The organism is Paraburkholderia sp. SIMBA_053 (assembly GCF_046534895.1).
Classification (GTDB): Bacteria; Pseudomonadota; Gammaproteobacteria; order Burkholderiales; family Burkholderiaceae; genus Paraburkholderia; species Paraburkholderia caledonica.
The window spans coordinates 355,679-377,774 of sequence record NZ_JAWRXU010000003.1; the positions used below are offsets into that span (position 1 = coordinate 355,679).

At 62.2% G+C, this 22,096-nt stretch carries 21 protein-coding genes and 3 tRNA genes; 15 read left to right on the top strand and 9 right to left on the bottom strand.

The window, feature by feature from the left end; genetic code table 11:
* The first annotated feature begins 542 nt into the window (after positions 1-542).
* The gene (locus SB753_RS13635) at positions 543-1,688 is read left to right on the top strand and encodes a porin (RefSeq protein ID WP_087752786.1); all 1,146 of its coding nucleotides are present in this window, start codon (positions 543-545) and stop codon (positions 1,686-1,688) included.
* A 99-nt stretch (positions 1,689-1,787) separates the two neighbouring features.
* Here SB753_RS13635 and greB read toward each other — a convergent pair whose 3' ends face one another.
* Entirely contained in the window at positions 1,788-2,357 is a 570-nt protein-coding gene (gene greB / locus SB753_RS13640; protein ID WP_204522315.1) for a transcription elongation factor GreB, read from the bottom strand.
* A gap of 121 nt (positions 2,358-2,478) precedes the next feature.
* Here greB and SB753_RS13645 point away from each other — a divergent pair.
* Together SB753_RS13645 and SB753_RS13650 are read left to right on the top strand one after the other, a co-directional pair.
* A tRNA-Arg gene (locus SB753_RS13645) sits at positions 2,479-2,555 on the top strand.
* A 79-nt stretch (positions 2,556-2,634) separates the two neighbouring features.
* Positions 2,635-2,711 (top strand) — tRNA-Arg (locus tag SB753_RS13650).
* A gap of 94 nt (positions 2,712-2,805) precedes the next feature.
* Here SB753_RS13650 and SB753_RS13655 read toward each other — a convergent pair.
* From SB753_RS13655 to SB753_RS13675, 5 genes are all read right to left on the bottom strand, one after another.
* Entirely contained in the window at positions 2,806-3,297 is a 492-nt protein-coding gene (locus tag SB753_RS13655; RefSeq protein WP_410800415.1) for a phage protein NinX family protein, read from the bottom strand.
* Between the two features lie 95 nt (positions 3,298-3,392).
* Complete coding sequence (locus SB753_RS13660) at positions 3,393-5,753, bottom strand: RelA/SpoT family protein (protein WP_020069049.1); 2,361 nt, start codon at positions 5,751-5,753, stop codon at positions 3,393-3,395.
* A 111-nt stretch (positions 5,754-5,864) separates the two neighbouring features.
* Complete coding sequence (gene rpoZ, locus SB753_RS13665; RefSeq protein ID WP_006025620.1) at positions 5,865-6,068, bottom strand: DNA-directed RNA polymerase subunit omega; 204 nt, start codon at positions 6,066-6,068, stop codon at positions 5,865-5,867.
* 60 nt (positions 6,069-6,128) lie between these two features.
* Positions 6,129-6,812, bottom strand: coding sequence for a guanylate kinase (gmk, locus tag SB753_RS13670; protein WP_410800416.1), 684 nt, complete (start codon positions 6,810-6,812; stop codon positions 6,129-6,131).
* 17 nt (positions 6,813-6,829) lie between these two features.
* Entirely contained in the window at positions 6,830-7,753 is a 924-nt protein-coding gene (locus SB753_RS13675) for a YicC/YloC family endoribonuclease (protein WP_027776353.1), read from the bottom strand.
* Between the two features lie 221 nt (positions 7,754-7,974).
* On the opposite strand from SB753_RS13675, the gene rph reads away from it, so the two are divergent.
* The 4 genes from rph to SB753_RS13695 all read left to right on the top strand — a co-directional run bounded on the left by rph (position 7,975) and on the right by SB753_RS13695 (position 10,726).
* Complete coding sequence (gene rph / locus SB753_RS13680; RefSeq protein ID WP_410800417.1) at positions 7,975-8,715, top strand: ribonuclease PH; 741 nt, start codon at positions 7,975-7,977, stop codon at positions 8,713-8,715.
* Positions 8,708-9,355 carry an RdgB/HAM1 family non-canonical purine NTP pyrophosphatase gene (gene rdgB / locus SB753_RS13685; protein ID WP_410800418.1) on the top strand — a complete coding sequence of 216 codons (648 nt, stop codon included), beginning with the start codon at positions 8,708-8,710 and terminating at the stop codon, positions 9,353-9,355. Before rph ends, rdgB begins: the two co-directional genes overlap by 8 nt.
* Positions 9,352-10,581: a radical SAM family heme chaperone HemW gene (gene hemW / locus SB753_RS13690; RefSeq protein ID WP_410800419.1), complete on the top strand. Its 1,230-nt coding sequence runs from the start codon at positions 9,352-9,354 to the stop codon at positions 10,579-10,581. Before rdgB ends, hemW begins: the two co-directional genes overlap by 4 nt.
* A 55-nt stretch (positions 10,582-10,636) precedes the next feature.
* A tRNA-Ser gene (locus SB753_RS13695) sits at positions 10,637-10,726 on the top strand.
* Between the two features lie 179 nt (positions 10,727-10,905).
* Here SB753_RS13695 and SB753_RS13700 read toward each other — a convergent pair.
* Complete coding sequence (locus SB753_RS13700) at positions 10,906-11,136, bottom strand: hypothetical protein (protein ID WP_020069058.1); 231 nt, start codon at positions 11,134-11,136, stop codon at positions 10,906-10,908.
* A 204-nt stretch (positions 11,137-11,340) separates the two neighbouring features.
* Positions 11,341-12,561 (bottom strand): Bcr/CflA family multidrug efflux MFS transporter, encoded by a 1,221-nt coding sequence (locus tag SB753_RS13705; protein ID WP_408130938.1) that lies wholly within the window; start codon positions 12,559-12,561, stop codon positions 11,341-11,343.
* Positions 12,562-12,826: 265 nt separating this feature from the next.
* On the opposite strand from SB753_RS13705, the gene SB753_RS13710 reads away from it, so the two are divergent.
* From SB753_RS13710 to SB753_RS13745, 8 genes are all read left to right on the top strand, one after another.
* Positions 12,827-13,405 (top strand): hypothetical protein, encoded by a 579-nt coding sequence (locus SB753_RS13710; protein WP_410800420.1) that lies wholly within the window; start codon positions 12,827-12,829, stop codon positions 13,403-13,405.
* A 138-nt stretch (positions 13,406-13,543) separates the two neighbouring features.
* Complete coding sequence (gene hemL / locus SB753_RS13715) at positions 13,544-14,827, top strand: glutamate-1-semialdehyde 2,1-aminomutase (protein ID WP_410800421.1); 1,284 nt, start codon at positions 13,544-13,546, stop codon at positions 14,825-14,827.
* A gap of 56 nt (positions 14,828-14,883) precedes the next feature.
* The gene (gene ribD / locus SB753_RS13720; protein WP_087752848.1) at positions 14,884-16,041 is read left to right on the top strand and encodes a bifunctional diaminohydroxyphosphoribosylaminopyrimidine deaminase/5-amino-6-(5-phosphoribosylamino)uracil reductase RibD; all 1,158 of its coding nucleotides are present in this window, start codon (positions 14,884-14,886) and stop codon (positions 16,039-16,041) included.
* Positions 16,042-16,052: 11 nt separating this feature from the next.
* Complete coding sequence (locus SB753_RS13725) at positions 16,053-16,667, top strand: riboflavin synthase (RefSeq protein ID WP_410800422.1); 615 nt, start codon at positions 16,053-16,055, stop codon at positions 16,665-16,667.
* Between the two features lie 242 nt (positions 16,668-16,909).
* Positions 16,910-18,040, top strand: coding sequence for a bifunctional 3,4-dihydroxy-2-butanone-4-phosphate synthase/GTP cyclohydrolase II (gene ribBA, locus SB753_RS13730; RefSeq protein WP_088175261.1), 1,131 nt, complete (start codon positions 16,910-16,912; stop codon positions 18,038-18,040).
* Positions 18,041-18,096: 56 nt separating this feature from the next.
* Positions 18,097-18,600 (top strand): 6,7-dimethyl-8-ribityllumazine synthase, encoded by a 504-nt coding sequence (gene ribH, locus SB753_RS13735; protein WP_020069066.1) that lies wholly within the window; start codon positions 18,097-18,099, stop codon positions 18,598-18,600.
* Positions 18,597-19,034, top strand: a complete 438-nt coding sequence (gene nusB, locus SB753_RS13740) for a transcription antitermination factor NusB (protein ID WP_087752851.1) — start codon at positions 18,597-18,599, stop codon at positions 19,032-19,034. The genes ribH and nusB overlap by 4 nt, the downstream gene beginning before the upstream one ends.
* Before the next feature lie 156 nt (positions 19,035-19,190).
* A complete protein-coding gene (locus SB753_RS13745) occupies positions 19,191-20,387 on the top strand; it encodes a pyridoxal phosphate-dependent aminotransferase (protein WP_310067798.1) in 1,197 nt (398 codons plus the stop codon).
* 212 nt (positions 20,388-20,599) lie between these two features.
* Here SB753_RS13745 and SB753_RS13750 read toward each other — a convergent pair whose 3' ends face one another.
* Positions 20,600-21,805 carry a lytic transglycosylase domain-containing protein gene (locus SB753_RS13750; RefSeq protein ID WP_088175258.1) on the bottom strand — a complete coding sequence of 402 codons (1,206 nt, stop codon included), beginning with the start codon at positions 21,803-21,805 and terminating at the stop codon, positions 20,600-20,602.
* Between the last annotated feature and the right edge of the window lie 291 nt (positions 21,806-22,096).

The following is a 22,096-nucleotide window of genomic DNA, read 5'->3' on the forward strand; positions in this document are numbered from 1 at the left end:
CCGGCGCCATAACGCCAACTCGCCGCCGACTCGCCAATTAGCGGACGAAAAAAAAGCGCGACTGGGAAGTCGCGCCGACAAAGGTTTGGAGATCTTTTTCGTCAACGAAAAAGTCCGCTTCGGAAAGCAGAACTTTCAGTATAGCGTTTAATCCCAATCCGATTATTCACACAAAATACAATCGTCTGTTGCTAGAACGACAACAATAAGTTGACGGCTGGATTTCGTTGTTTTTTCGCATCGAATTACCGTCGCAATTTCGCAACGCCACTTCGCATTCATCAGTTCCGATACTTGCTGGCATGCCTGCAGCCATTGACCAGCAAGGCTTTGGCGGAATTCTTTCATCGTTTCGAACCAAGTAATTCTTTATTGCGAGAATCGAAACGTCCATTGAATCGAGCCTCTCTCTACACTTTGCGTAACCGGAAATCAGCGCTCTACCTTCAAGCGCACCTTGACACGGATACGCCTCTCGCAGCGCCCGCGTGAAGGTTTCCGAAGCACGATTCACCGCTCACTCTCGCTTTCGGAGTAACAAAATGAAAAAGACTCTCATGGTCGCGGCCCTGACGGGCGTTTTTGCAACTGCGGCGCACGCTCAAAGCAGCGTCACGCTGTACGGCTTGATCGACGCCGGCATCACGTACACCAACAACCAGCACGGTCATAGCAACTGGCAACAAACGAGCGGTTCGGTGAACGGCAGCCGTTGGGGCTTGCGCGGTGCCGAAGACCTTGGTGGCGGCCTGAAGGCGATCTTCACGTTGGAAAACGGCTTCGGCATCAATGACGGCTCGCTGAAACAAGGCGGTCGCGAATTCGGCCGTCAGGCATTCGTTGGTTTGTCGAGCAACCAGTTCGGCGCCGTTACGCTAGGCCGTCAATACGACAGCATGGTTGACTACGTTGGCCCGCTGGCGCTGACCGGTACGCAATACGGCGGCACGCAGTTCGCCCACCCGTTCGACAACGACAACCTGAACAACTCGTTCCGTATCAACAACTCGGTCAAATACACGAGCGCGAACTACGGCGGCTTCAAGTTCGGCGGCCTGTATGGCTTCTCGAACCAGGCTGACGGTTTTGCAAACAACCGCGCATACAGCGCGGGCGCATCGTACAACTGGGGCGGGCTCAACGTCGGCGCAGCGTATTTGCAATTGAACAGCAACGGCGCGACCGGCGCGGCTGCAGCGTTCAACTCCGGTGGTGCAGTGTCCAGCGACAACACCTTCTTCGCCGGCCGTCAGCAGACGTGGGGCGCAGGCGCCAGCTACGCGTTTGGTCCGGCAACCGTCGGCCTCGTCTATTCGCAGACGAACCTGTCGGGTCTCGTCGGCATCGGCGCAGGTGCATCGGGTCAACCCGGCGGCATCGGCCTGCCGAACAACAGCGCGCACTTCCAGAACTACGAAGCAAACGCTCGTTACGCTCTGACGCCGGCTGTCAGCATTGCCGGTTCGTATACGTACACGCGCGCGAGCCTCGCGGGCACCCGTCCGCACTGGAATCAGTTCAATCTGCAAACGGCATACGCACTGTCCAAGCGCACCGACGTTTATCTGCAGGGTGAATACCAGCAGGTCAACGAAGGCGCGATCGTTGGTGCAGACATCAACGGTCTGGGTGCTTCGAGCAACAACAAGCAGGTTGCGGTCACGGCAGGTCTGCGTCACCGCTTCTAACATTGCTGGCAGGACTCGCAGCATGGAAGGCGCCGTTCGCGGCGCCTTTTTTATTGCCTGAAAACGCTCCGTGCGGGCAAATCTGCACGAGGTGGCAGACTAGACGTCGCTATTTGCAGGCGGATATTTGACGTCGAGAATGTCGATTGGCTGCGGACCGGCCGGCGTGTACAACGTCACGGTGTCACCCACCTTCGCCTTCAGCAACGCCCGTGCGATCGGCGATATCCAGCTCACGTGTCCAATATCGAGATCGACCTCGTCGATGCCGACAATCGTCACGGTGTGCTCCTCACCGTCCTCTGTCGCATATTCGACAGTCGCCCCGAAAAAGACCTGATCGACGTTCTCCTGCTTGCTGCTGTCGACAACCTCGGCGAGATCCAGACGCTTGGTCAGAAAGCGGATGCGCCGATCTATCTCGCGCAGGCGGCGCTTGCCGTAGATGTAATCGCCGTTCTCCGAGCGGTCGCCATTCGACGCAGCCCATGACACGAGCTTCACGACCTCTGGCCGGTCGACGTCGATCAAATGCAGCAGTTCATCGCGCATGCGGTGGTAACCGGCAGGCGTGATGTAGTTTTTGGTTCCGGCGGGGATTTCCGGCTGGGCGACGTCGAGATCGTCGTCATTATCGTCGCTCGACTCTTTGACAAAGGCCTTGTTCATGATGATCCATAAAGCTGCAGCAAACGGCTGCTCCACTAGGGTACACGATCATGACAATGAGACAAATCGCAGTTACACGCTTCCCTTTTTTGAAACCTTTGCTATAATCTCGTTTCTGCGTGCGGCTGTAGCTCAGTTGGATAGAGTACTTGGCTACGAACCAAGGGGTCGTGGGTTCGAATCCTGCCAGCCGCACCACTTATTCGAGGGCCTCCCTCCGGGGAGGCCCTTATGTTTTACCCAGTTTTAGTGAAGTAGTGCACCACCTGTTTCGCGTGCGGCTGTAGCTCAGTTGGATAGAGTACTTGGCTACGAACCAAGGGGTCGTGGGTTCGAATCCTGCCAGCCGCACCACCTCTAAAGGGCCTTCCAGTTGGAAGGCCCTTTGTCTTTCCGGCGCATTTCTGCGTCAACCGCTCGCGACAGCACGGTGATCGCCGCGTCGTCCTTATGGCCGCGGCGGAGACTGAATATCGCCGATGTGCCCGTCCGGGCTCGGAACCTCTTCAAAAGTATCGCCTGCAGTCGCTTCGGCTATGCGCCGAGCCGTGTTGTCGACCAGCATCTGCGACTCGTGCAGCATTTCGCCCACGCTATCGCCAAACCGGCTTTCCACGAAAGCCCGCAGCAACGCCACGCGCAACGAGTCGCCACGCCCCTCCACCTCACCGCGGCCGCCTTCGAATTCCGCCACGCAGTGTGCAGGGCTTCCCCCGCTACGTTCGCGCATTTCGAGCCGACGCGCGCGCTCCATCACTGCCGCAGCGGCGTCCCATGAGGTGGTCGGTGTGAAACGGCCATCCCACGGGCGGCCACGATCGTTCCCGCGGATGGCGACGGTCTCGCCGCTGTCGGTGAAGTGAATTTCTCGCACGAAATCGTGCAGGCTGCGGGCCACCCAATAATCCAGCGCGATGCCTTCGAGGTCAGCTACTTTCATCAGCGTTCTCCCTGAGTTTTCAGGTGAGACTCGCTAGCGGCGCCGGCGTTCCGGCAGAAAGAAACGGCACTTCTCCGCCCAGTGAGCGGCAAAGCTCAGTAATCGGCCCGCTCGCGGTCGATTCGCATGCCGCCGTCATGCCGGTGATGGCCGTCGTCGCTCGGCCGCTCACGCGCGATGCGCATTACGTCGAGATTTGTACGCACGCGGCGCATGACGTTGGCCAGATGAACGCGATCGCTGACCTGAATCACGAAGCGCAAGATCGTGGATTCCTGCGACAGGTCTTCGTCCATCGCGATATGCACGATGTTCGCGTCTGCAGAAGTAATGTCTGCGGCCACGCGGGCGAACACGCCCTTCGTGTTCTTGACCAGCACCTTGATTGCGACGTCGAACAGACGCCCCGGTTGCGGCGCCCACGCCACGTCGATCCAGCGGCCGGGATCGCGCCGGTGGATTCGCTGTGCAACGCGGCAGTCGGTAGTGTGAATGGCCATGCCGAGGCCAATGCCGATATAGCCCATGATGTCGTCGCCCGGAATCGGACGGCAGCATGCGGACAGTTGCACCGACATGCCCTCGGTGCCGGTGATCACGACCGGCGGCGCATGCGGCGTGGAACCGGACTCGGAGCGCGAACCGTCGTCGTCGGCATCGCGGCCGCTCATCAACACTTCGATACGCTTCGCCATGACCGCCGCGACGCGTCGGCCGAGACCGATGTCCGCGAAAATTTCCTGGCCATTTTTGTTGCCCGTCCACTGCACGAGCTTTTCCCACGCTTCGGGCGTCACGTCCGACAGCGCCAGGCCGTAGCCCTTCAAAGCCTGATCGACGAGACGCTCGCCAAGCTGAACCGATTCGTTCAGCCGCATCGTTTTCAGATAATGGCGGATCGCGGAACGGGCCTTGCCGGTGCGCACGAAACCCAGCCACGCCGGATTCGGTTTCGAATACGGCGCCGTGATGACTTCGACAATATCGCCGCTCTTCAACTCGGTGCGCAGCGGCAGCAATTCATTATTGATCTTGACCGCGACGCACTGGTTGCCCAGGTCGCTGTGGATCGAATACGCGAAGTCGAGCGCCGTGGCCCCGCGCGGCAGCGCCATGATTTTCGACTTCGGCGTAAAGACGTAGACCGCGTCCGGGAACAAGTCGATCTTTACGTGCTCGAGGAATTCGCTCGAGTCGCCGGCTTCGCTCTGAATGTCCAGCAGCGACTTCAGCCACTGATGCGCGCGCTTTTGCACATCGTTCAGATCCGCACTGCCGTTCTTGTACAGCCAGTGCGCCGCCACGCCGGCTTCGGCGATCTCGTGCATCTTGCGGGTACGCACCTGGAACTCGATCGGCGCGCCGAACGGACCGACGAGCGTAGTGTGCAACGACTGATAGCCGTTGACCTTCGGGATCGCGATGTAGTCCTTGAACTTGCCCGGCACCGGCTTGTAGAGAGCATGCAATGCGCCGATGCAGGTGTAGCACTCGAGCGCGCTGTCCACCACCACACGAAAGCCGTACACGTCCAGCACTTGCGAGAACGACAACTGCTTGTCGCGCATCTTCTTGTAGATGCTGAAAATGGTTTTCTCGCGACCGGTCACTTCCGCGTCGATCTTCGCGTCGGCGATTGCGCGCTGCACCGATTCCAGAATCTTGCCGACCACTTCCCGCCGGTTGCCGCGCGCCGCCTTCACGGCTTTCTCGAGCGTGGCATACCTATGCGGATTGAAGTTCGCGAAGCTCAGGTCCTGTAGCTCGCGATACGTATTGTTCAAGCCGAGCCGGTGCGCAATCGGCGCGTAGATGTCCAGCGTTTCGCGCGCCACGCGACGACGCTTTTCGGGCGGCACCGCGCCGAGCGTGCGCATGTTGTGCAGCCGGTCGGCCAGCTTCACGAGAATTACGCGGACGTCGCGCGCCATGGCGAGCAGCATCTTGCGGAAGTTTTCCGCCTGCGCTTCCTCGCGATTGCGAAACTCCATCTTGTCGAGCTTCGACAAACCGTCGACCAGTTCTGCAACCTTTGCGCCAAAACGCTCGGCGAGCTCGGCCTTGGTCACGCCCTGGTCTTCCATCACGTCATGGAGCAACGCGGCCATGATTGCCTGGCCGTCGAGATTCCAGCCGGCGCAGATTTCCGCAACGGCAACCGGGTGCGTGATGTAGGGCTCGCCGCTCTGGCGATACTGGCCGAGGTGGGCTTCGTCGCTGAAATGGAAGGCCGCCTTGACGTCTTTGATCTCTTCCGGCTGCAAATAGCCGGACAACGCGGACGTCAGCTTGGCAATCGATACGACGTCATGCCGGCGCGGCTGCTCCGGCGTGGCGGTCGGCCCGAACAGATGGCGAAACGACTGTTCGAGGACCGCGTCGATGTACTTGCGTGCAGACGAGGGCGAGTCGGCGTCATGCTCCGCTTCCGTGGCGGTGGGCGGGGTAGTACTCATGGTCGCCTCCGTAGCGGTTGAGAGTTGACGCCGGTCTGCACGTTGATGCAATCAGGTGACGCAAAAACTATGGCAAAAATGCTTGCCAACCGAAAACAGAAACAGTTCGCCTTAAACCGGCACCTTCTTCAGCATTTCGACGCCGACCTGGCCGGCCGCGATTTCGCGCAGCGCGACGACCGTGGGCTTGTCACGGCTTTCGATTTTCGGCGTGTGGCCTTGAGCGAGCTGACGCGCGCGATACGTTGCAGCGAGCGCGAGTTCGAAACGATTCGGGATCTGTTTGAGACAGTCTTCGACGGTAATGCGGGCCATGTTGAGTTCCTTCTCAGTATGTTGCTTATTCTACCTTATGTGCTCGAATCGCCGCCGCGCTCAGGGGTGCGGAAGGTGAATGCCGAGCTGCACGAAAAGCTGCGTATGACGCGCGTATTGCGAGGCGAAGCGCGAACGCGTAGCAGCCACGAGACACTGCAGTTCGCCGAGCGCGCGATCGAAGTTCTCGTTGATCACCACATACTCCGCTTCGGCCGCGTGCGCCATCTCGCTGCCTGCAGCGAGAAGCCGGCGCGTAATCACATTCGGCTCGTCCTGACCGCGCTTTTTCAGACGCTCTTCGAGCGCTTCGAGCGACGGCGGCAGGATAAAAATTTCCACTGCGTTGTGAAACTGCTTCTTCACCTGTTGCGCGCCCTGCCAGTCGATTTCGAGCAGCACGTCATGGCCGCTCTTCATCTGCTCCTCGATCCACACGCGCGAGGTGCCGTAGTAGTTGCCGTGCACTTCGGCGCTTTCCAGAAACTCGCCCTCGTCGTGACGCCGCATGAAATCGTCGACGGACGTGAAGTGGTAATGCTCGCCGTCCTGCTCTTTCAGGCGCGGCGGGCGCGTCGTGTACGAGATTGAGAGACGAATCGCGTCGTCGCCGGCAAGCAGCGCGTTCACGAGCGTCGACTTGCCGGCGCCCGACGGCGCGACGACCATGAACAGGTTGCCCGGATACGCTCCGGCATACGGGTTGCGCGGTGCGCCGCTTTCGCGTGTGTGGTGATCGGTCATGTTGTGATGCTCCAGCCTTATTCCAGATTCTGTACCTGCTCGCGCATCTGTTCGATGAGCAGCTTCAGGGTCATCGACGAATCCGCCAGTTCCTTCGCCGCCGCCTTCGAGCCGAGCGTATTCGCTTCGCGATTGAGTTCCTGCATCATGAAGTCGAGCCGCTTGCCGACCTTGCCGCCCTTCTGGATCACGTGACGCGTTTCGTTCAGGTGAGCCGTGAGCCGCGACAGTTCTTCGGCGATGTCGATGCGGATACCGTACATCGTCACTTCCTGGCGAATCCGCTCGTTGATCTCTTCCCGCGACACGGTGGTCGCCGCCGTTTCGGGCGCGGCAATGCCGAGCGCTTCCTGCAGTCGCTCGACGATCTTCTGCTGATGCTTCGTGATCAGTTCCGGCACGAGCGGCGTGATCTTCGTGACGATCGCTTCCATCTCGGTGACGTTGGCGAGCAGCATCGTGGCCAGTTGTGCGCCTTCGCGGGCGCGTACGTCGATCAGATCCGTAATGGCCTGCTTGCCGCATGCGAGCACTGCGTCGCGCAGCACGTCCGGCGCCACGCCCGTCTCGGCGAGCACGCCGGGCCAGCGCAGAATTTCGCCCGAGCGCAGACGGCCCGCTTCCGGAAACGTCGCCAGCACGGTGCGCTCCAGCAACGCAAGCTGCGTCAGCGCGTCATGATTGATCGAACCGGCGTTTGCCGTCTGTTCGCTACGCTGCAGATTGATACGAATATCCACCTTGCCGCGCGACAGCTTGTTCATCAGCATTTCGCGCAGTGTGGGTTCGCACACGCGCACGTCCTCGGGCATACGGAAGTTCAGGTCGAGAAAGCGCGAGTTCACCGTGCGCAGTTCGACCGACACGCTCACGCCGCCCGTGCCGGAGGCCGCGACGAGTTCGCGTGTCGCGCTCGCATAGCCAGTCATGCTGTAGATCATCGTATTTCTCGCGATGGTGGCCATGCGTGAGACGCTGGCCGAAGAGTCGAATCGCCCGGCGTGTACGAGACGCGAGGCGGGGAAACGGCATTATCCCATTTTTGGCGATGGGACCCCTTGGAGAGCCCCGGCCGACGCGGCGCGCCGACGGGGCGCATCCCTGCGCGGATCGGCTGTAAAATCGTGCTTTCCCCTCCCGCTTCCTTCCCGACCCAATCGACATGACCGACACCACTCAACGCCCTAGCGGCCGTCTCGCCAATCAGCTGCGCGACGTGCGCATCACGCGCCACTATACGAAGCACGCGGAGGGTTCGGTGCTGGTCGAATTCGGCGACACCAAGGTGATCTGCACGGCGAGCATCGCGGAGACCGTGCCGTCGTTCCTGCGCGATCGCGGCCAGGGCTGGCTCACTGCCGAATACGGCATGTTGCCGCGCGCCACGCATTCGCGCAGCGACCGCGAGGCTGCGCGCGGCAAGCAGACCGGGCGCACCCAGGAAATCCAGCGTCTGATCGGCCGCGCGCTGCGCTCGGTGTTCGATCTGGAGATGCTTGGCGCGCGCACGCTGCATATCGACTGCGACGTGATCCAGGCCGACGGCGGCACACGCACCGCGAGCATCACCGGCGCTTTTGTCGCCGCGCATGACGCGGTGAACAAACTGCTGGCTGCGGGGCGCATCGAGAGTTCGCCGATCACAGACTACGTTGCGGCGATTTCAGTCGGCGTGTACGACGGCGTGCCGGTGCTCGATCTCGATTACGACGAAGATTCGCAATGCGACACCGACATGAACGTGGTCATGACGGGCGCGGGCGGCTTCGTCGAAATTCAGGGCACCGCAGAAGGCGTGCCTTTTTCGCGCGATGAAATGAACGCGCTATTGGATCTCGCGAGCGACGGCATCGCCACGCTGATCGCGAAACAGAAAGAAGCATTGGAGTACCGAGGTGAGTGAAGTTCGTGAAGGCAATGGCGCGCCTCGATCGGGATCGCCGTTGAACAAGGTCGTGCTGGCGTCGAATAACGCCGGCAAGCTGCGCGAGTTCGCCGCTCTGCTCGGCGCGGCCGGCATCGAGTTGATTGCGCAAGGCGAACTGGGCGTGCCGGAAGCGGAAGAACCGCATCCCACGTTCGTCGAAAACGCGCTGACCAAGGCACGGCATGCGGCGAAGCTCACCGGGCTGCCTGCCCTCGCCGACGACTCCGGTCTTTGCGTGCGCTCGCTGCGCGGCGCGCCGGGCGTCTATTCGGCGCGTTACGCGCAACTGGCCGGCGGCGAAAAGAGCGACGCGGCAAACAACGCGCGGCTCGTCTCCGCGCTACAAGGCGAGAGCGATCGCCGCGCGTACTACTACTGCGTGCTGGCACTGGTGCGTCACGCCGACGATCCCGAGCCGCTGATCGCCGAAGGCCGCTGGCATGGCGAGATTCTGGAAGCGCCGCGCGGCGCGAACGGCTTCGGTTACGACCCGTACTTCTTTTTGCCGTCGCTCAACGCGAGCGCCGCGGAACTCGAGCCGGCGCTGAAAAACGCCAGCAGTCATCGCGCGATTGCGTTGCGCCAACTGCTTGCGCGTTTGACGGAGGAAGTGTGATTCCGATCAAGCCGACGCCCGCCGATGTCGGAAACGGCGTGATCAAAGCATTTACGTCGCCGGGCAGCATCCGTCTGACGTCGCTGCCGCCGCTCTCGTTGTACGTGCATTTTCCGTGGTGCGTGCGCAAGTGTCCGTACTGCGATTTCAACTCGCATGAATGGAAAGGCGATAGCTTCCCCGAAAACGAGTATCTCGACGCATTGCGTGCCGACCTGGAGATGGCGTTGCCGCTCGTGTGGGGACGGCAGGTGCATACGGTGTTCATCGGCGGCGGTACGCCGAGCTTGCTGTCAGCGGCCGGACTCGACCGCATGCTGTCGGACGTGCGAGCCCTCTTGCCGCTCGACGCCGATGCGGAGATCACTCTCGAGGCCAATCCCGGCACGTTCGAGGCGGCGAAGTTCGCGCAGTTTCGCGCGAGCGGCGTGAACCGGTTGTCGGTGGGCATACAGAGTTTCAACGAGGCGCATCTGAAGGCGCTCGGCCGGATTCACGATTCGACGCAAGCGCGCCATGCCGTGGAAGTGGCCGCCACCACGTTCGACAATTTCAATCTGGACCTGATGTTCGCGCTGCCGCAGCAGACGCTTGCCGAGTGTCAGGCCGATGTCGAGACTGCGTTGTCGTTCGCGCCGCCGCATCTCTCGCTGTATCACCTGACGCTCGAGCCGAACACGCTGTTTGCGAAATTCCCGCCTGCGCTGCCGGACGACGACGCGTCCGCCGACATGCACGACTGGATTCACGAGCGCACGTCGGCGGCGGGATATGAGCGCTACGAAGTGTCCGCGTATGCCAGGCCGCATCGGCAGAGCAAGCACAACCTGAACTACTGGCGTTTCGGCGACTACCTTGGCATTGGCGCCGGCGCGCACACGAAGCTGTCGTTTCCGAATCGTGTGTTGCGTCAGGCGCGCTACAAGCATCCGACCACGTTCATCGAGCACGCCAAGGCCGGCGCGGCGGTGCAGGAAGAACACGAAGTCGGACCGCGCGACCTGCCGTTCGAGTTCATGCTGAATGCGCTGCGACTGGTGGAAGGCTTTCCGGTGCATCGGTTCATCGAACGCACGGGTTTGTCGATGACCTCTATCGAGCCTGCTTTGCAGGAGGCGGAGCGCCGCAAACTGATTACGCGAGACCACGAAAGGATTGCGCCTACGCCGCTTGGACAAGCGTTCCTCAACGATCTACAGGCGTTGTTTCTGAAAGATCCGCAGTGAATGCGGATCAAGAGAGCGCCGCAGCGAGGTTTTTTCAGGTTACAATTTGCGGCTTGGAGGTGTGGCCGAGCGGTTTAAGGCACCGGTCTTGAAAACCGGCGAAGGAGTGATCCTTCCGTGAGTTCGAATCTCACCGCCTCCGCCAGATCTCTGTACACATCCACGGGCCGCAAGGCCCGTTTTTGTTTGTACTCGCCCCGCACACTACACCCGCGCCGCCGCCTGGCTTCAACCTTGAAGCCGTACGAACTTGCGGAACAGGTGTGCGATTGCCCGTACGCGCCATAAAGACAGCACGACGACAAACAACGCCCCCACCCCGCGTCACACACTAACCGCGTCGAGCTTCTCGCGTGCGTCGGCGCAACGCCGGTTCAGATCGCGATGCATCAACTGGCTGTCGAGCAGCGTGGACACATCGGTCAAGCCGTAATCAAAGCGCAAAACGTATTCGATGTCCGTGTAATCGTGATAGGCGCCGCTGTCGGCCAGCTTCCGCGCTTCGGCGAAAGCAGCATGTTGCCGCTCGCCGTTCATCAAATCTCTGATCGCCATGATTGCCGCTCCGAGGAACAGTGATCCCATCATAGCAATGCCAATTCAAAGACAAGGTCGCGTGCGCGCAACACCTGGTGTTTTCCGGTAGAAGCGCTCCGTGCACCGGAAATGCGTGTACGCACCAGGCGCAGGAACCCGGGGCGCTCTCTTTACGGCATCCCTGCTCCGCCGCCTTTATTCCGCATCTCCATCACACCGTCCTTAGACGACAGCCACCGGCGCCTTCGTCCCGTGCCATCTGACGACCAGGATACGGCCGACGTAGCACAGCGACCCTGCGACGCCCACCACCACGCCCATGCCTTTCGGCGAGCCGTCCTGCCAGAGTCCGACCGCGAGGCTCGACAGCGCGCCGAGCGCCAGTTGCACCGCGCCGAACACGGCAGCGGCCGCACCCGCATTCACCGGATAGCGATGCATCAGATCCGTCGTGCAATTGGCGGACAGCAAACCCACCACGCCAACGACAAAGAACAGGCCGGCAACGATCGACCACAGCCCGCCCCAACCCGTCAACGAGACAAGACAGACGAACAACGACGCAATACAGCTCACGCTCGCGGCGAACGAAATGATCGGCAACGACCCAAGCCTGCCGACAAGCCGCGTATTCATGAAGTTGCCCAGCATGATCCCGACGATGTTCAGCGCGAACAGAAAGCCATAATGCTGCGCCGACACGTGGAAGTACTGGATATAGACGAACGGCGTCGCCGTGATGTACGCGAACATCGACGCGAATGCCATGCCGCCGCACAGCATATGCCCCCAGGCAACCGGATCGCGTAACAGCCGGCCATATGCGGCGAACGATTTGAATAGCGCCGAATGCGCACGCTTTTCGCGCGGCCAGGTTTCCGGCACTTTGAGAAACGCGGTTATCGCGCACACCATGCCGAACAGCGTCAACGCAATGAAGACGACGCGCCAGCCGCCAAGCAGCAGCAACTGTCCGCCGATCAACGGCGCGAGCAATGGTCCGATCGACGTGACGATGGCGAGCAAGGACAACACGCGCGCAGCGTCGGTCGGACCATAAGCGTCGCGGGCAATGGCGCGAGCCAGCACCGATGCCGCGCCCGCACCGAGCGCCTGCACGAAACGGAACGTGACCAGCGCGCCGATCGAGAACGACAGCGTGCACGCAATGCTCGCCAGCGCATACATGATGATGCCGCCCAGCAGCACAGGCCGCCGGCCATATGTATCGGACAGCGGCCCATAAAGCAGCATGCCGATCGAGAAGCCGAACATAAAACTGGTCAACGTGGTTTGTGCGGCGCCCGTTCCGATCGCGAACGCCTGCGCGATGGTCGGCAAGCTCGGCAAATACATGTCGATGGAAATCGGCCCGCACGCGGCAAGCGCACCGAGCAACAGAATCAGCCGGCCATCTGGCCGGCGTCCGGTGACGTGAGACATGGGAATCCAGGTGAAGCGCGCGTCCTCGGAAAACCGGCGCGCGGGGGTACAAAAAGACTGCAGTTGGTCGCATCGATTGTACGCGACGGTTAAGGCATCGACTTCGCCAGCAGCGAGCGCGAGCCGCAGCATGAGGCCGTTGCAGGCTTGCAGGGCAAGCGCGCCGCTGATCGGTTAAGCTGCCGCGTGAACCGTTTCGGCCGTTCAGCGTCGCCTGAATATGCCAGCGGCGCGCGTCCCTCATACCTTTCTGTGCAACGTTGCGATGACTGCCTTCCTGCTGATCTGGAGCCCCAAGAAATGGCCGTGGCCAGAACTGCCCGATGTGGCCAAGCGCGTTGCGGCGGGCGTCGCCGTAGCCGACGTGTGGGGTTGTGGATTCGCCCGCGGCATTCTGCCCGGCGACCGCGTGTTTCTGCATCGTGTCGCCACGGAGCCAAAGGGAATTTTCGGTTCGGGCTATGTGACACGCGCACCGTACGAGGTCCCGGACCCAGCCACGAAGCGCGGCTACCGCCTGTGCATCGATTTCGTCTACGACTGGCTCGTCGATGCACATGAAAGCGTGGTGATCCCTCGCGACATGTTGCGCGTGCATCCATTTTCGGTGCAGACCTGGGACGCGCAGAGTTCAGGCACGGTAATCAAACCGATCGCGGAAGGCGCGCTAGAAAAACGCTGGGCTGAACTCACGGGCAAACGCAAGCCGCCGCCACTGGACGCGCCGGTTGGCCCGGCACGCTCCACCAAAGCGACTGCGAATGCGGCGCAATCGCCCACCGGCGCATCGCCTGTGAAGGCCTCCGTGAAGACGCCCGCAAGGAAGCGCGCGCCGCGGCGCTGAGAATGCGTCTGAAAGCCACGTGGCTCCGCAAAACCTGTTCACACCGACTCCGGTACAATTTCTCTCATCTATCCCGGCGTCGCACGAACCGCTTGCAGGCAAGCCGCGCCGCTGCGCAACCCAATTCCAGGCATCGTCATGTCCAACAATCAAACCCTCTTCGACCGCGCGCAACGCACCATTCCCGGCGGCGTGAATTCGCCGGTCCGCGCATTCCGCTCGGTCGGCGGCACGCCGCGTTTCATCGAACGCGCACAGGGTCCTTATTTCTGGGACGCCGATGGCCAACGTTATATCGACTACATCGGCTCCTGGGGACCCATGATTCTCGGGCACGTGCACCCGGAAGTTCTGGAAGCGGTGCAGCGCGTGCTGGCCAATGGTTTTTCGTTCGGTGCACCTACCGAGTCGGAAATCGAAATCGCCGAGGAAATCTGCAAGCTCGTGCCGTCGATCGAACAGGTGCGCATGGTGTCGAGCGGCACCGAAGCGACAATGAGCGCGCTGCGTCTCGCGCGCGGCTTCGCGAACCGCAGCCGCATCGTCAAGTTTGAAGGCTGCTACCACGGCCATGCCGACAGCCTGCTCGTGAAAGCCGGTTCGGGCCTGCTGACGTTTGGCAATCCGACATCGGCGGGCGTGCCGGTCGACATCGCAAAGCACACCACGGTTCTGGAATACAACAACGTCGCCGCGCTCGAAGAGGCGTTCAAAGCCTTCGGCAACGAAATCGCCTCGGTGATCGTCGAGCCGGTGGCGGGCAACATGAATCTGGTGCGTGCCACGCCCGAGTTTTTGCAGGCACTGCGACGCCTGTGCACCGAATACGGCTCGGTGCTGATCTTCGACGAAGTCATGTGCGGTTTCCGCGTAGCGCTTGGCGGCGCGCAAGAGGTCTACGGCATCACGCCGGATCTGACGTGTCTTGGCAAAGTGATCGGCGGCGGCATGCCGGCGGCCGCCTTCGGCGGACGGCGCGACATCATGGCTCACCTCGCGCCACTCGGCGGCGTCTACCAGGCGGGCACGTTGTCCGGCAACCCCATCGCGGTCGCCGCGGGGCTGAAGACGCTGCAATTGATCCAGGCGCCGGGCTTTTACGAAACACTCGCCGCGCGCACTGCCCGTCTTGCGAAAGGTCTCGCCCAGGTCGCCAGCGAAGCCAACGTACCGTTCGCGGCCGACTCGCTCGGCGGCATGTTCGGCCTGTACTTCACCGAGTCGATTCCGACAAGCTTCGCCGAAGTTACCAGGAGCGACGTGCCGCGCTTTAACGCGTTCTTTCACAAGATGCTCGACGCGGGCGTCTACTTCGCACCGTCGGCATATGAAGCAGGCTTTGTTTCGATTGCGCACGACGACGCGATCGTCGACGCAACTGTGGATGCCGCCCGTGGCGCGTTCGCGTCGCTGAGCGCCTGAGCGACCGAGCGTCCCGAAACCGTCGCCACCCTGCCACCGGACCTAACCACACACCGATGTTTTCGCAAACCGACTTCGTCCATATGGAACGCGCGCTTGCGTTGGCCAAGCGCGGCATGTACACGACCGACCCGAACCCGCGCGTGGGTTGCGTGCTCGTCAAGAACGGCGAAGTGATCGGCGAAGGCTTCACGCAGCCGGCCGGCCAGGACCACGCGGAAATCCGCGCGATGAAAGACGCGCGTTCGCGCGGTCACGATCTGCGCGGCGCCACCGCTTACGTAACGCTCGAACCGTGCAGCCACTTTGGACGCACGCCGCCGTGCGCGAACGCGCTGATCGAAGCGCAAGTCGCGCGCGTGGTGGCCGCGATGGAAGACCCCAATCCGCAGGTGTCCGGACGCGGTCTCGCGGTGCTGCGTGACGCCGGGATCGAAGTACGCTGCGGGTTGCTCGCCAATGAGGCGCACGAGTTGAACATTGGCTTCGTGTCGCGCATGACACGCGGCCGGCCGTGGGTTCGCATGAAAGTAGCAGCCTCGCTCGACGGCCGCACCGGCCTTCCCTCCGGCGTCAGCCAATGGATTACCGGCGAGGCCGCCCGGGCCGACGGACATGCATGGCGCGCCCGCGCGTCGGCGGTACTTACCGGCATCGGCACAGTCAGGGAAGACGATCCGCGCATGACCGTGCGCGCTGTCGACACGCCGCGTCAGCCGCAACGCGTATTGATCGACAGTCAGCTGGAAGTGTCGCCACAGGCGCAGATCCTGGCCGGGGCGCCCACGCTGATTTTTTGCGGCAATCTCGATCAACGGCATAGCGACCGAGCGCAAGCACTACGCGAGCGTGGCGCCGAGATCGTTCAGCTGGCCAACGCGGCCGGCAAGGTGGACCTTCCGGCCATGCTGAAAGTGCTGGGCGAGCGCCAGGTCAACGAACTACACGTTGAAGCCGGCTACAAGCTGAACGGCTCGCTGCTGCGCGAAGGTTGCGTGGACGAACTACTCGTCTATCTCGCGCCTAGCCTGCTCGGCATCGACTCGATGAGCATGTTCAACCTGAGCGCGCCTGAAACACTTGAAGGACGCGTCAAGCTGGCTTTTCATAACGTCGAGCGGATCGGCGAAGATCTTCGGATTCTCGCGCGCCTCGTGCCGGCGGGCGTAACCGCAGCCGGAACCGACACCGCGTCCCAACCCGTTTCGTTTTGAGGATTAGTACGATGTTCACAGGAATCGTCGCGGCAGTGGGCCGCATCGAGTCAGTCAAGCCTCTCGGCACGAACGGCGACGCGGGCGTGCGCCTGAACGTGCAAGCCGGCGGCCTCGATCTCGCCGACGTGCAACTCGGCGACAGCATCACCATTCAGGGCGCCTGCATGACCGTGGTCGCGAAGACCGACCATTCGTTCGAAGTGGACGTGTCGCGCGAAAGCCTGAATCGCACCGCGGGGCTTGGCGAAGTGGGCGAAGTCAACCTGGAGAAGGCACTGCGCGCGCACGACCGGCTGGGCGGCCATATCGTCTCGGGTCACGTGGACGGCCTGGGCACGGTCACCCACTTTGCGCCGGTAGGCGAATCGCACGAACTACGCGTGCTGGCGTCGCGCGAGATCGGCCGCTATCTGGCGTACAAGGGCTCTATCACTGTCAACGGAGTGAGTCTGACCGTCAACTCGGTTAAAGATCGTGACGACGGTTGCGAGTTTTCGATCAATCTGATTCCGCACACGGTGCAAGTCACCGCGCTCAAGCATCTGCGCGAAGGAACGCCGGTGAACCTGGAAATCGATCTGATCGCTCGCTACGTGGAGCGCATGCTCAACGCACCGAAGTAGTCGGCGAAAACACCAGCAACAACGCCGACAGCAACACCAGCTACAAGGCAGCTGCTGCCCCCGGGCGCCCACGCATGCGGCGCCTTGCCGCTTTTCATCAGTCCATGCGTCTATCGTTCTGCCGAGCATATCAACGGCCGGTGACGCAGCGCCAGTCGGCCAAACGGCATATGCCGTCCGGCGGAGGCGACTTGGGACCGCGCGTGGCGTAAAATACGCGCTTTCCCGAAAAACTCGCCAACATGACGCTCGCCTCCACTACAGAGATCATCGCCGAACTCAAAGCCGGCCGGATGGTGATCCTCGTCGACGAAGAAGATCGCGAAAACGAGGGCGATCTTGTGCTCGCCGCCGAATTCGTGACGCCGGAAGCGATCAACTTCATGGCGCGCTACGGCCGGGGCCTGATCTGTCTCACGCTCACGCAGGAACGCTGCAAGCTGCTCAACCTGCCGCTCATGACGTACCGCAACGGCACGCAGTATGGAACCGCGTTCACCGTCAGCATCGAGGCGGCGGAGGGCGTGACGACCGGCATTTCGGCCGCCGACCGCGCCCGCACGATCGCCGCGGCAGTCGCACCGGACGCGAAGGCGGAGCACATCGTGCAGCCGGGCCACGTGTTCCCGATCATGGCCCAGCCGGGCGGCGTACTCGTGCGCGCCGGCCACACGGAGGCAGGCTGCGACTTCACCGCGCTGGCAGGCCTTACGCCGGCTGCAGTGATCTGCGAAGTCATCAACGACGACGGCACCATGGCGCGCCTGCCCGACCTGATGGAGTTCGCAAAAGAGCACGATCTGAAGGTCGGCACGATCGCGGATCTGATCCACTATCGCAGCCGCACCGAATCGATCGTCGAGCGTATTTGCGAGCGCACCATGCAGACGGCGCACGGCGCTTTCCGCGCGGTCATGTATCTCGATCAGCCAAGCGGCCAGCCGCACATTGCCCTCGTGCGCGGCACGCCGAACCCCGAGCACGACACGCCGGTGCGCGTGCACGAGCCGCTGTCGGTGCTCGACCTGCTCGAAGTCGGCGAATCCACTCATTCGTGGACGCTCGACGCAGCCATGAAAGAGATCGCCTCGCGCGAAGTCGGCGTGATCGTGCTGCTCAATTGCGGCGACTCGAAGGAACATCTGATCGACGTCTTCAAGGCGTTCGATTCGAAAGAAAAAGCAGACGCGCTCAAGCGCCGGCCCGTCGACTTCAAGACCTACGGCATCGGCGCGCAGATTTTGCGCGAGCTGGGCGTCGGCAAGATGCAGGTGCTGTCGAATCCGCGCAAGCTGGGCAGCATGTCGGGTTACGGCCTCGAAGTCACAGGCTTCATACCCATGCCAGGCAGTGCCGCGCAGCCTCCGCAATAACGCTGATCCGGTCATTCACGCGCCTCGCGCTCACCCAAAAACACTACGGAATTCACATGGAAATCGGACAATATCAACCGAACCTCGACGGCGACGGACTGCGCATCGGCATCGTCCAGGCGCGTTTTAACGAACCCGTCTGCAATGGCCTTGCCGACTCGTGCATCGAAGAACTCGAACGCCTCGGCGTGACCGGCGAAGACGTGCTGCTCGTCACCGTGCCGGGCGCACTGGAAATCCCGCTGGCGCTTCAAAAGCTCGCTGAGAGCGCGCAGTTCGACGCGCTGATCGCGCTCGGCGCGGTGATCCGCGGTGAAACGTACCACTTCGAACTGGTGTCGAACGAAAGCGGCGCGGGCATCACGCGTATCGGCCTCGACTTCGGCATTCCTGTTGCAAACGCGGTGCTGACCACTGAGAACGACGAACAAGCCGTCGCTCGCATGACCGAGAAAGGTCGCGACGCGGCACGCGTGGCGGTCGAAATGGCGAACCTCGCGGTCGCGCTGGAACAACTCGGTGGCGACGAAGAAGAAGACGAAGAAGAGGAAGAGGCATGAAGAGCGCACGCCGACGCTCCCGCGAACTGGCCACGCAGGGGCTTTATCAGTGGCTGCTGTCGGGTTCGCCCGGCGGTGAGATCGACGCGCAACTGCGCGGCGCGCAGGGCTTCGACAAAGCGGACCATGAGCATCTGGACGCCGTTCTGCACGGCGTGATCCGCGATTCGCAGGCGCTGTCCGCCGATATCGCGCCTTGCCTGGACCGTCCGATCGAGCAGCTTTCGCCGGTCGAACGCGCCGTGCTGCTCGTCGCCGCGTTTGAACTGAAGAATCACCTCGATATTCCTTATCGCGTGGTGATCAACGAAGCGGTTGAACTGGCCAAGACCTTTGGCGGCGCCGACGGCTACAAGTACGTGAATGGCGTGCTCGACAAGCTGGCGGCCAAGCTGCGCGTCGCCGAAATCGAAGCCGCTCGCAAGAAGGGCTAGGCATGCGTGTGGTCGGCTCGCGCAACACGGCGGCAAAACCGTCGCAAATGTACGCGACGCCGACACAACGAAATGCATCGCTTGTCACAACGCTGCCGCGCGCGAGAACCGCGCGAATGGCGGTCGCGCTTTCGCATTTGAACTGGATTTGACCGTATGAACTCCGTGACCGAACCTCTTATGCGGCTCGCCGCACGCGTCGATTCCATCCAGCCGTTCTACGTGATGGAGCTGGCAAAAGAGGCTGCGCTTCTTGAGCGCGACGGACGCGACATCATTCACATGGGAATCGGCGAGCCCGATTTCACCGCCCCCGAACCGGTCATCGAGGCAGCAGCGAACGCACTGCGCCGCGGCGTCACGCAATACACCAGCGCACTTGGCCTGCACGCACTGCGCGAAGCAATTTCGGCGCACTACGCAGAGGTCTACGGCGTCAAAGTGGATCCCGCCCGGATCGTGGTGACCGCAGGCGCGTCGGCCGCATTGCTGCTGGCGTGCGCGGCACTGGTAGATCGCGACGACGAAGTGTTGATGCCGGACCCCTGCTACCCGTGCAACCGCCATTTCGTGATCGCCGCCGAAGGCAAGCCGGTGATGGTGCCAAGCGGCCCTGCCGAACGCTTCCAACTGACTGCCGCCGACGTCGAGCGGCTCTGGAACGAGCGCACGCGTGGCGTACTGCTCGCGTCGCCGTCCAACCCGACCGGCACGTCGATCGAGCCGGCGGAACTGGAACGCATTGTCAAAGCGGTGCGAGCGCGTGGGGGCTTCACGATCGTCGACGAGATTTACCAAGGCTTGAGCTACGACGCTAAACCCGTGTCAGCGCTGTCCTATGGCGACGACGTCATCACGGTCAACAGCTTTTCGAAGTACTTCAACATGACGGGCTGGCGCCTTGGCTGGCTGGTGGTCCCGCCGGGCATGGTGAGCGCATTCGAGAAACTGGCGCAGAATCTCTTCATCTGCGCGTCAGCGCTCGCCCAGCACGCGGCGCTCGCGTGCTTCGAACCGCAAACCATCGCAACGTACGAGGCACGCCGTCTCGAGTTCAAACGTCGGCGTGACTTCATCGCGCCGGCGCTCGAATCATTGGGCTTCACAGTGCCTGTCATGCCCGACGGCGCGTTCTACGTCTACGCCGACTGCCGGAGCGTCGCTCACCCTGCCGCAGGCGACAGTTCGGCGCTCACGAAAGCGATGCTGCACGAGGCAGGTGTCGTGCTCGTGCCAGGAATGGACTTCGGCAGCCACGCGCCAAAACAATATATCCGGCTGTCGTACGCAACCGCCTACGAGAAGCTGGAAGAGGCGGTGGAACGCCTGGCGCGGCTTTTCGGCCAACGGTAGTAGAAGCGCAAGGCAGCCGGGCCTGACGAGCGTCTCGTGCCTAGCGAGAGGTGCCCTGCAGCCAGGCACGGCCGGCCCCGGGCGCTGCTATCTGTTTGTCTTTCGGCCGCGCGACCTCCCCAAAAGCAAAAAAAGGACACCCGAGGGTGTCCTTTTTCTTGCCGTTCGCGTTCGTGTCAGGCGATCAGCATGAGGCTGGCTTTGCGAGCAATTCAGGCGCCCAGTTCCGCGGCAGACGCCACGTGTTTGGGAGCACTCGTGCTGGCGTCGTCCTGTTCCGAGACCGGCGTCTTGCCCGGCGCAGCGGCGCTCAACGGATGGCTTCCTTCCAGCGTGACCTGCACCCGCTTGCCGTTGCTGTTGTTCGCAGCAGCGGACGACGACGAGGATGACGACGACGCATTATTCGATGCCGTGATAACCGGCGCCTGCGGCGCGTTGATCGGCACCTTGCGGCCGCGGGCCACGTCACGCAGACGCGCGCGTTCTGCCATCACCTTGGCGCCGTAGCCGCCGTCGTCCTGCGACGTCGAGCCGACATACAGCCGCAGTCCGCCCGGCAGCGAACCGCCGCGCGCGATGCAATCCTTCAGAACCAGCGCGCCGACCTTGATGTTCGCGACCGGCTCAAGCGCAGCGCTCTCGCCGCCAAAATACTGGAACTTGTCCGAATGAACCTTGGACATCACCTGCATCAGGCCCTGGGCGCCCACGCCGCTCTCGGCGTACGGGTTGAAGCCCGATTCGATCGCCATGACCGACAGCAACAGGAGCGGGTCGAGACCGACTTCGCGACCGGTGTCGAACGCAGCCTTGACCAGCTCGCCGACAGGCTCCTGGGCGACGCGGTAGCGACGAGCCAGGTACGACGCTACGAGAGCCTGCTCACGCGACGAAATCAACACGCGATCGTCGCGCGCATCGGCGGACACGCGTTGCGCCGGAATCAGCCGCGCCAACGCCGAAACGCTTTGCATCGTGCGCGGATCGAGGCCGTTGAGCGCCGCGATCCCCATGCCGGCGGAGCCGGAACCGTCGAACGCGCCGTCATAACTGGTGTTGCTGACGCTCACGCCCGCGTTATTGCCGACGCTTGCTGCGTCAGCGCTGTTTGGGTTCGAGTTCGCGGACAGCGTTTCGTCCGACGAAGTACGCCCCGGCGGCCCGAAAGCAGGCAGGGGGTTGCCTTGCAGCAGGCGCGCGGGGCCAGCTTGCACAGCCGCGGAAAGGACCGGCATCAGCTTCGCCGCGAGGGTGCCGCGCCACGTGGGCATCAGCCACAGCGCGATTGCCAGCACCACGGCAATGCCGCCGACAATGCTGAACAGGTGATGACTCAGTTGCGTACCGCGACGGACTGCACCGCGCACGACTTGCGCGATACGTTCGTCGGGACGCCACGATAACCAGGCGTTCATTCAGATCTCCCATGTTGCATGATCCGCGAACCCCACCGGAAAAACAGGCGGTACCACACATTCGCAGAGTCAAGACATCGCGCGCTCTGTCTGGTTAGGGCAGCAGCGACGTCGGGAAAACGGCAAATACCGTTTGTGGGGAGCCTTCCTGAAAAGCGGTCCGCGGCATGCCGAAAACATGCGGGCGGTGGCTCCCACGCGAAAAACCAGCGTCAGTTGGCGCTGGCAAGGACATCGATAAGACCGACGAATACCGTGCAGGGCTTCGGTAAGCGGTGACGCGTTGCGTCT

Excerpts from the sequence above, each read along its gene's own strand:
- SB753_RS13635 (WP_087752786.1), top strand. The coding sequence starts at position 543 with ATGAAAAAGACTCTCATGGTCGCGGCCCTGACGGGCGTTTTTGCAACT.
- greB (WP_204522315.1), bottom strand. The coding sequence starts at position 2,357 with ATGAACAAGGCCTTTGTCAAAGAGTCGAGCGACGATAATGACGACGAT.
- SB753_RS13655 (WP_410800415.1), bottom strand. The coding sequence starts at position 3,297 with ATGAAAGTAGCTGACCTCGAAGGCATCGCGCTGGATTATTGGGTGGCC.
- SB753_RS13660 (WP_020069049.1), bottom strand. The coding sequence starts at position 5,753 with ATGAGTACTACCCCGCCCACCGCCACGGAAGCGGAGCATGACGCCGAC.
- rpoZ (WP_006025620.1), bottom strand. The coding sequence starts at position 6,068 with ATGGCCCGCATTACCGTCGAAGACTGTCTCAAACAGATCCCGAATCGT.
- gmk (WP_410800416.1), bottom strand. The coding sequence starts at position 6,812 with ATGACCGATCACCACACACGCGAAAGCGGCGCACCGCGCAACCCGTAT.
- SB753_RS13675 (WP_027776353.1), bottom strand. The coding sequence starts at position 7,753 with ATGATCTACAGCATGACTGGCTATGCGAGCGCGACACGCGAACTCGTC.
- rph (WP_410800417.1), top strand. The coding sequence starts at position 7,975 with ATGACCGACACCACTCAACGCCCTAGCGGCCGTCTCGCCAATCAGCTG.
- SB753_RS13700 (WP_020069058.1), bottom strand. The coding sequence starts at position 11,136 with ATGGCGATCAGAGATTTGATGAACGGCGAGCGGCAACATGCTGCTTTC.
- SB753_RS13705 (WP_408130938.1), bottom strand. The coding sequence starts at position 12,561 with ATGTCTCACGTCACCGGACGCCGGCCAGATGGCCGGCTGATTCTGTTG.
- SB753_RS13710 (WP_410800420.1), top strand. The coding sequence starts at position 12,827 with ATGACTGCCTTCCTGCTGATCTGGAGCCCCAAGAAATGGCCGTGGCCA.
- hemL (WP_410800421.1), top strand. The coding sequence starts at position 13,544 with ATGTCCAACAATCAAACCCTCTTCGACCGCGCGCAACGCACCATTCCC.
- ribD (WP_087752848.1), top strand. The coding sequence starts at position 14,884 with ATGTTTTCGCAAACCGACTTCGTCCATATGGAACGCGCGCTTGCGTTG.
- SB753_RS13725 (WP_410800422.1), top strand. The coding sequence starts at position 16,053 with ATGTTCACAGGAATCGTCGCGGCAGTGGGCCGCATCGAGTCAGTCAAG.
- ribBA (WP_088175261.1), top strand. The coding sequence starts at position 16,910 with ATGACGCTCGCCTCCACTACAGAGATCATCGCCGAACTCAAAGCCGGC.
- ribH (WP_020069066.1), top strand. The coding sequence starts at position 18,097 with ATGGAAATCGGACAATATCAACCGAACCTCGACGGCGACGGACTGCGC.
- nusB (WP_087752851.1), top strand. The coding sequence starts at position 18,597 with ATGAAGAGCGCACGCCGACGCTCCCGCGAACTGGCCACGCAGGGGCTT.
- SB753_RS13745 (WP_310067798.1), top strand. The coding sequence starts at position 19,191 with ATGAACTCCGTGACCGAACCTCTTATGCGGCTCGCCGCACGCGTCGAT.
- SB753_RS13750 (WP_088175258.1), bottom strand. The coding sequence starts at position 21,805 with ATGAACGCCTGGTTATCGTGGCGTCCCGACGAACGTATCGCGCAAGTC.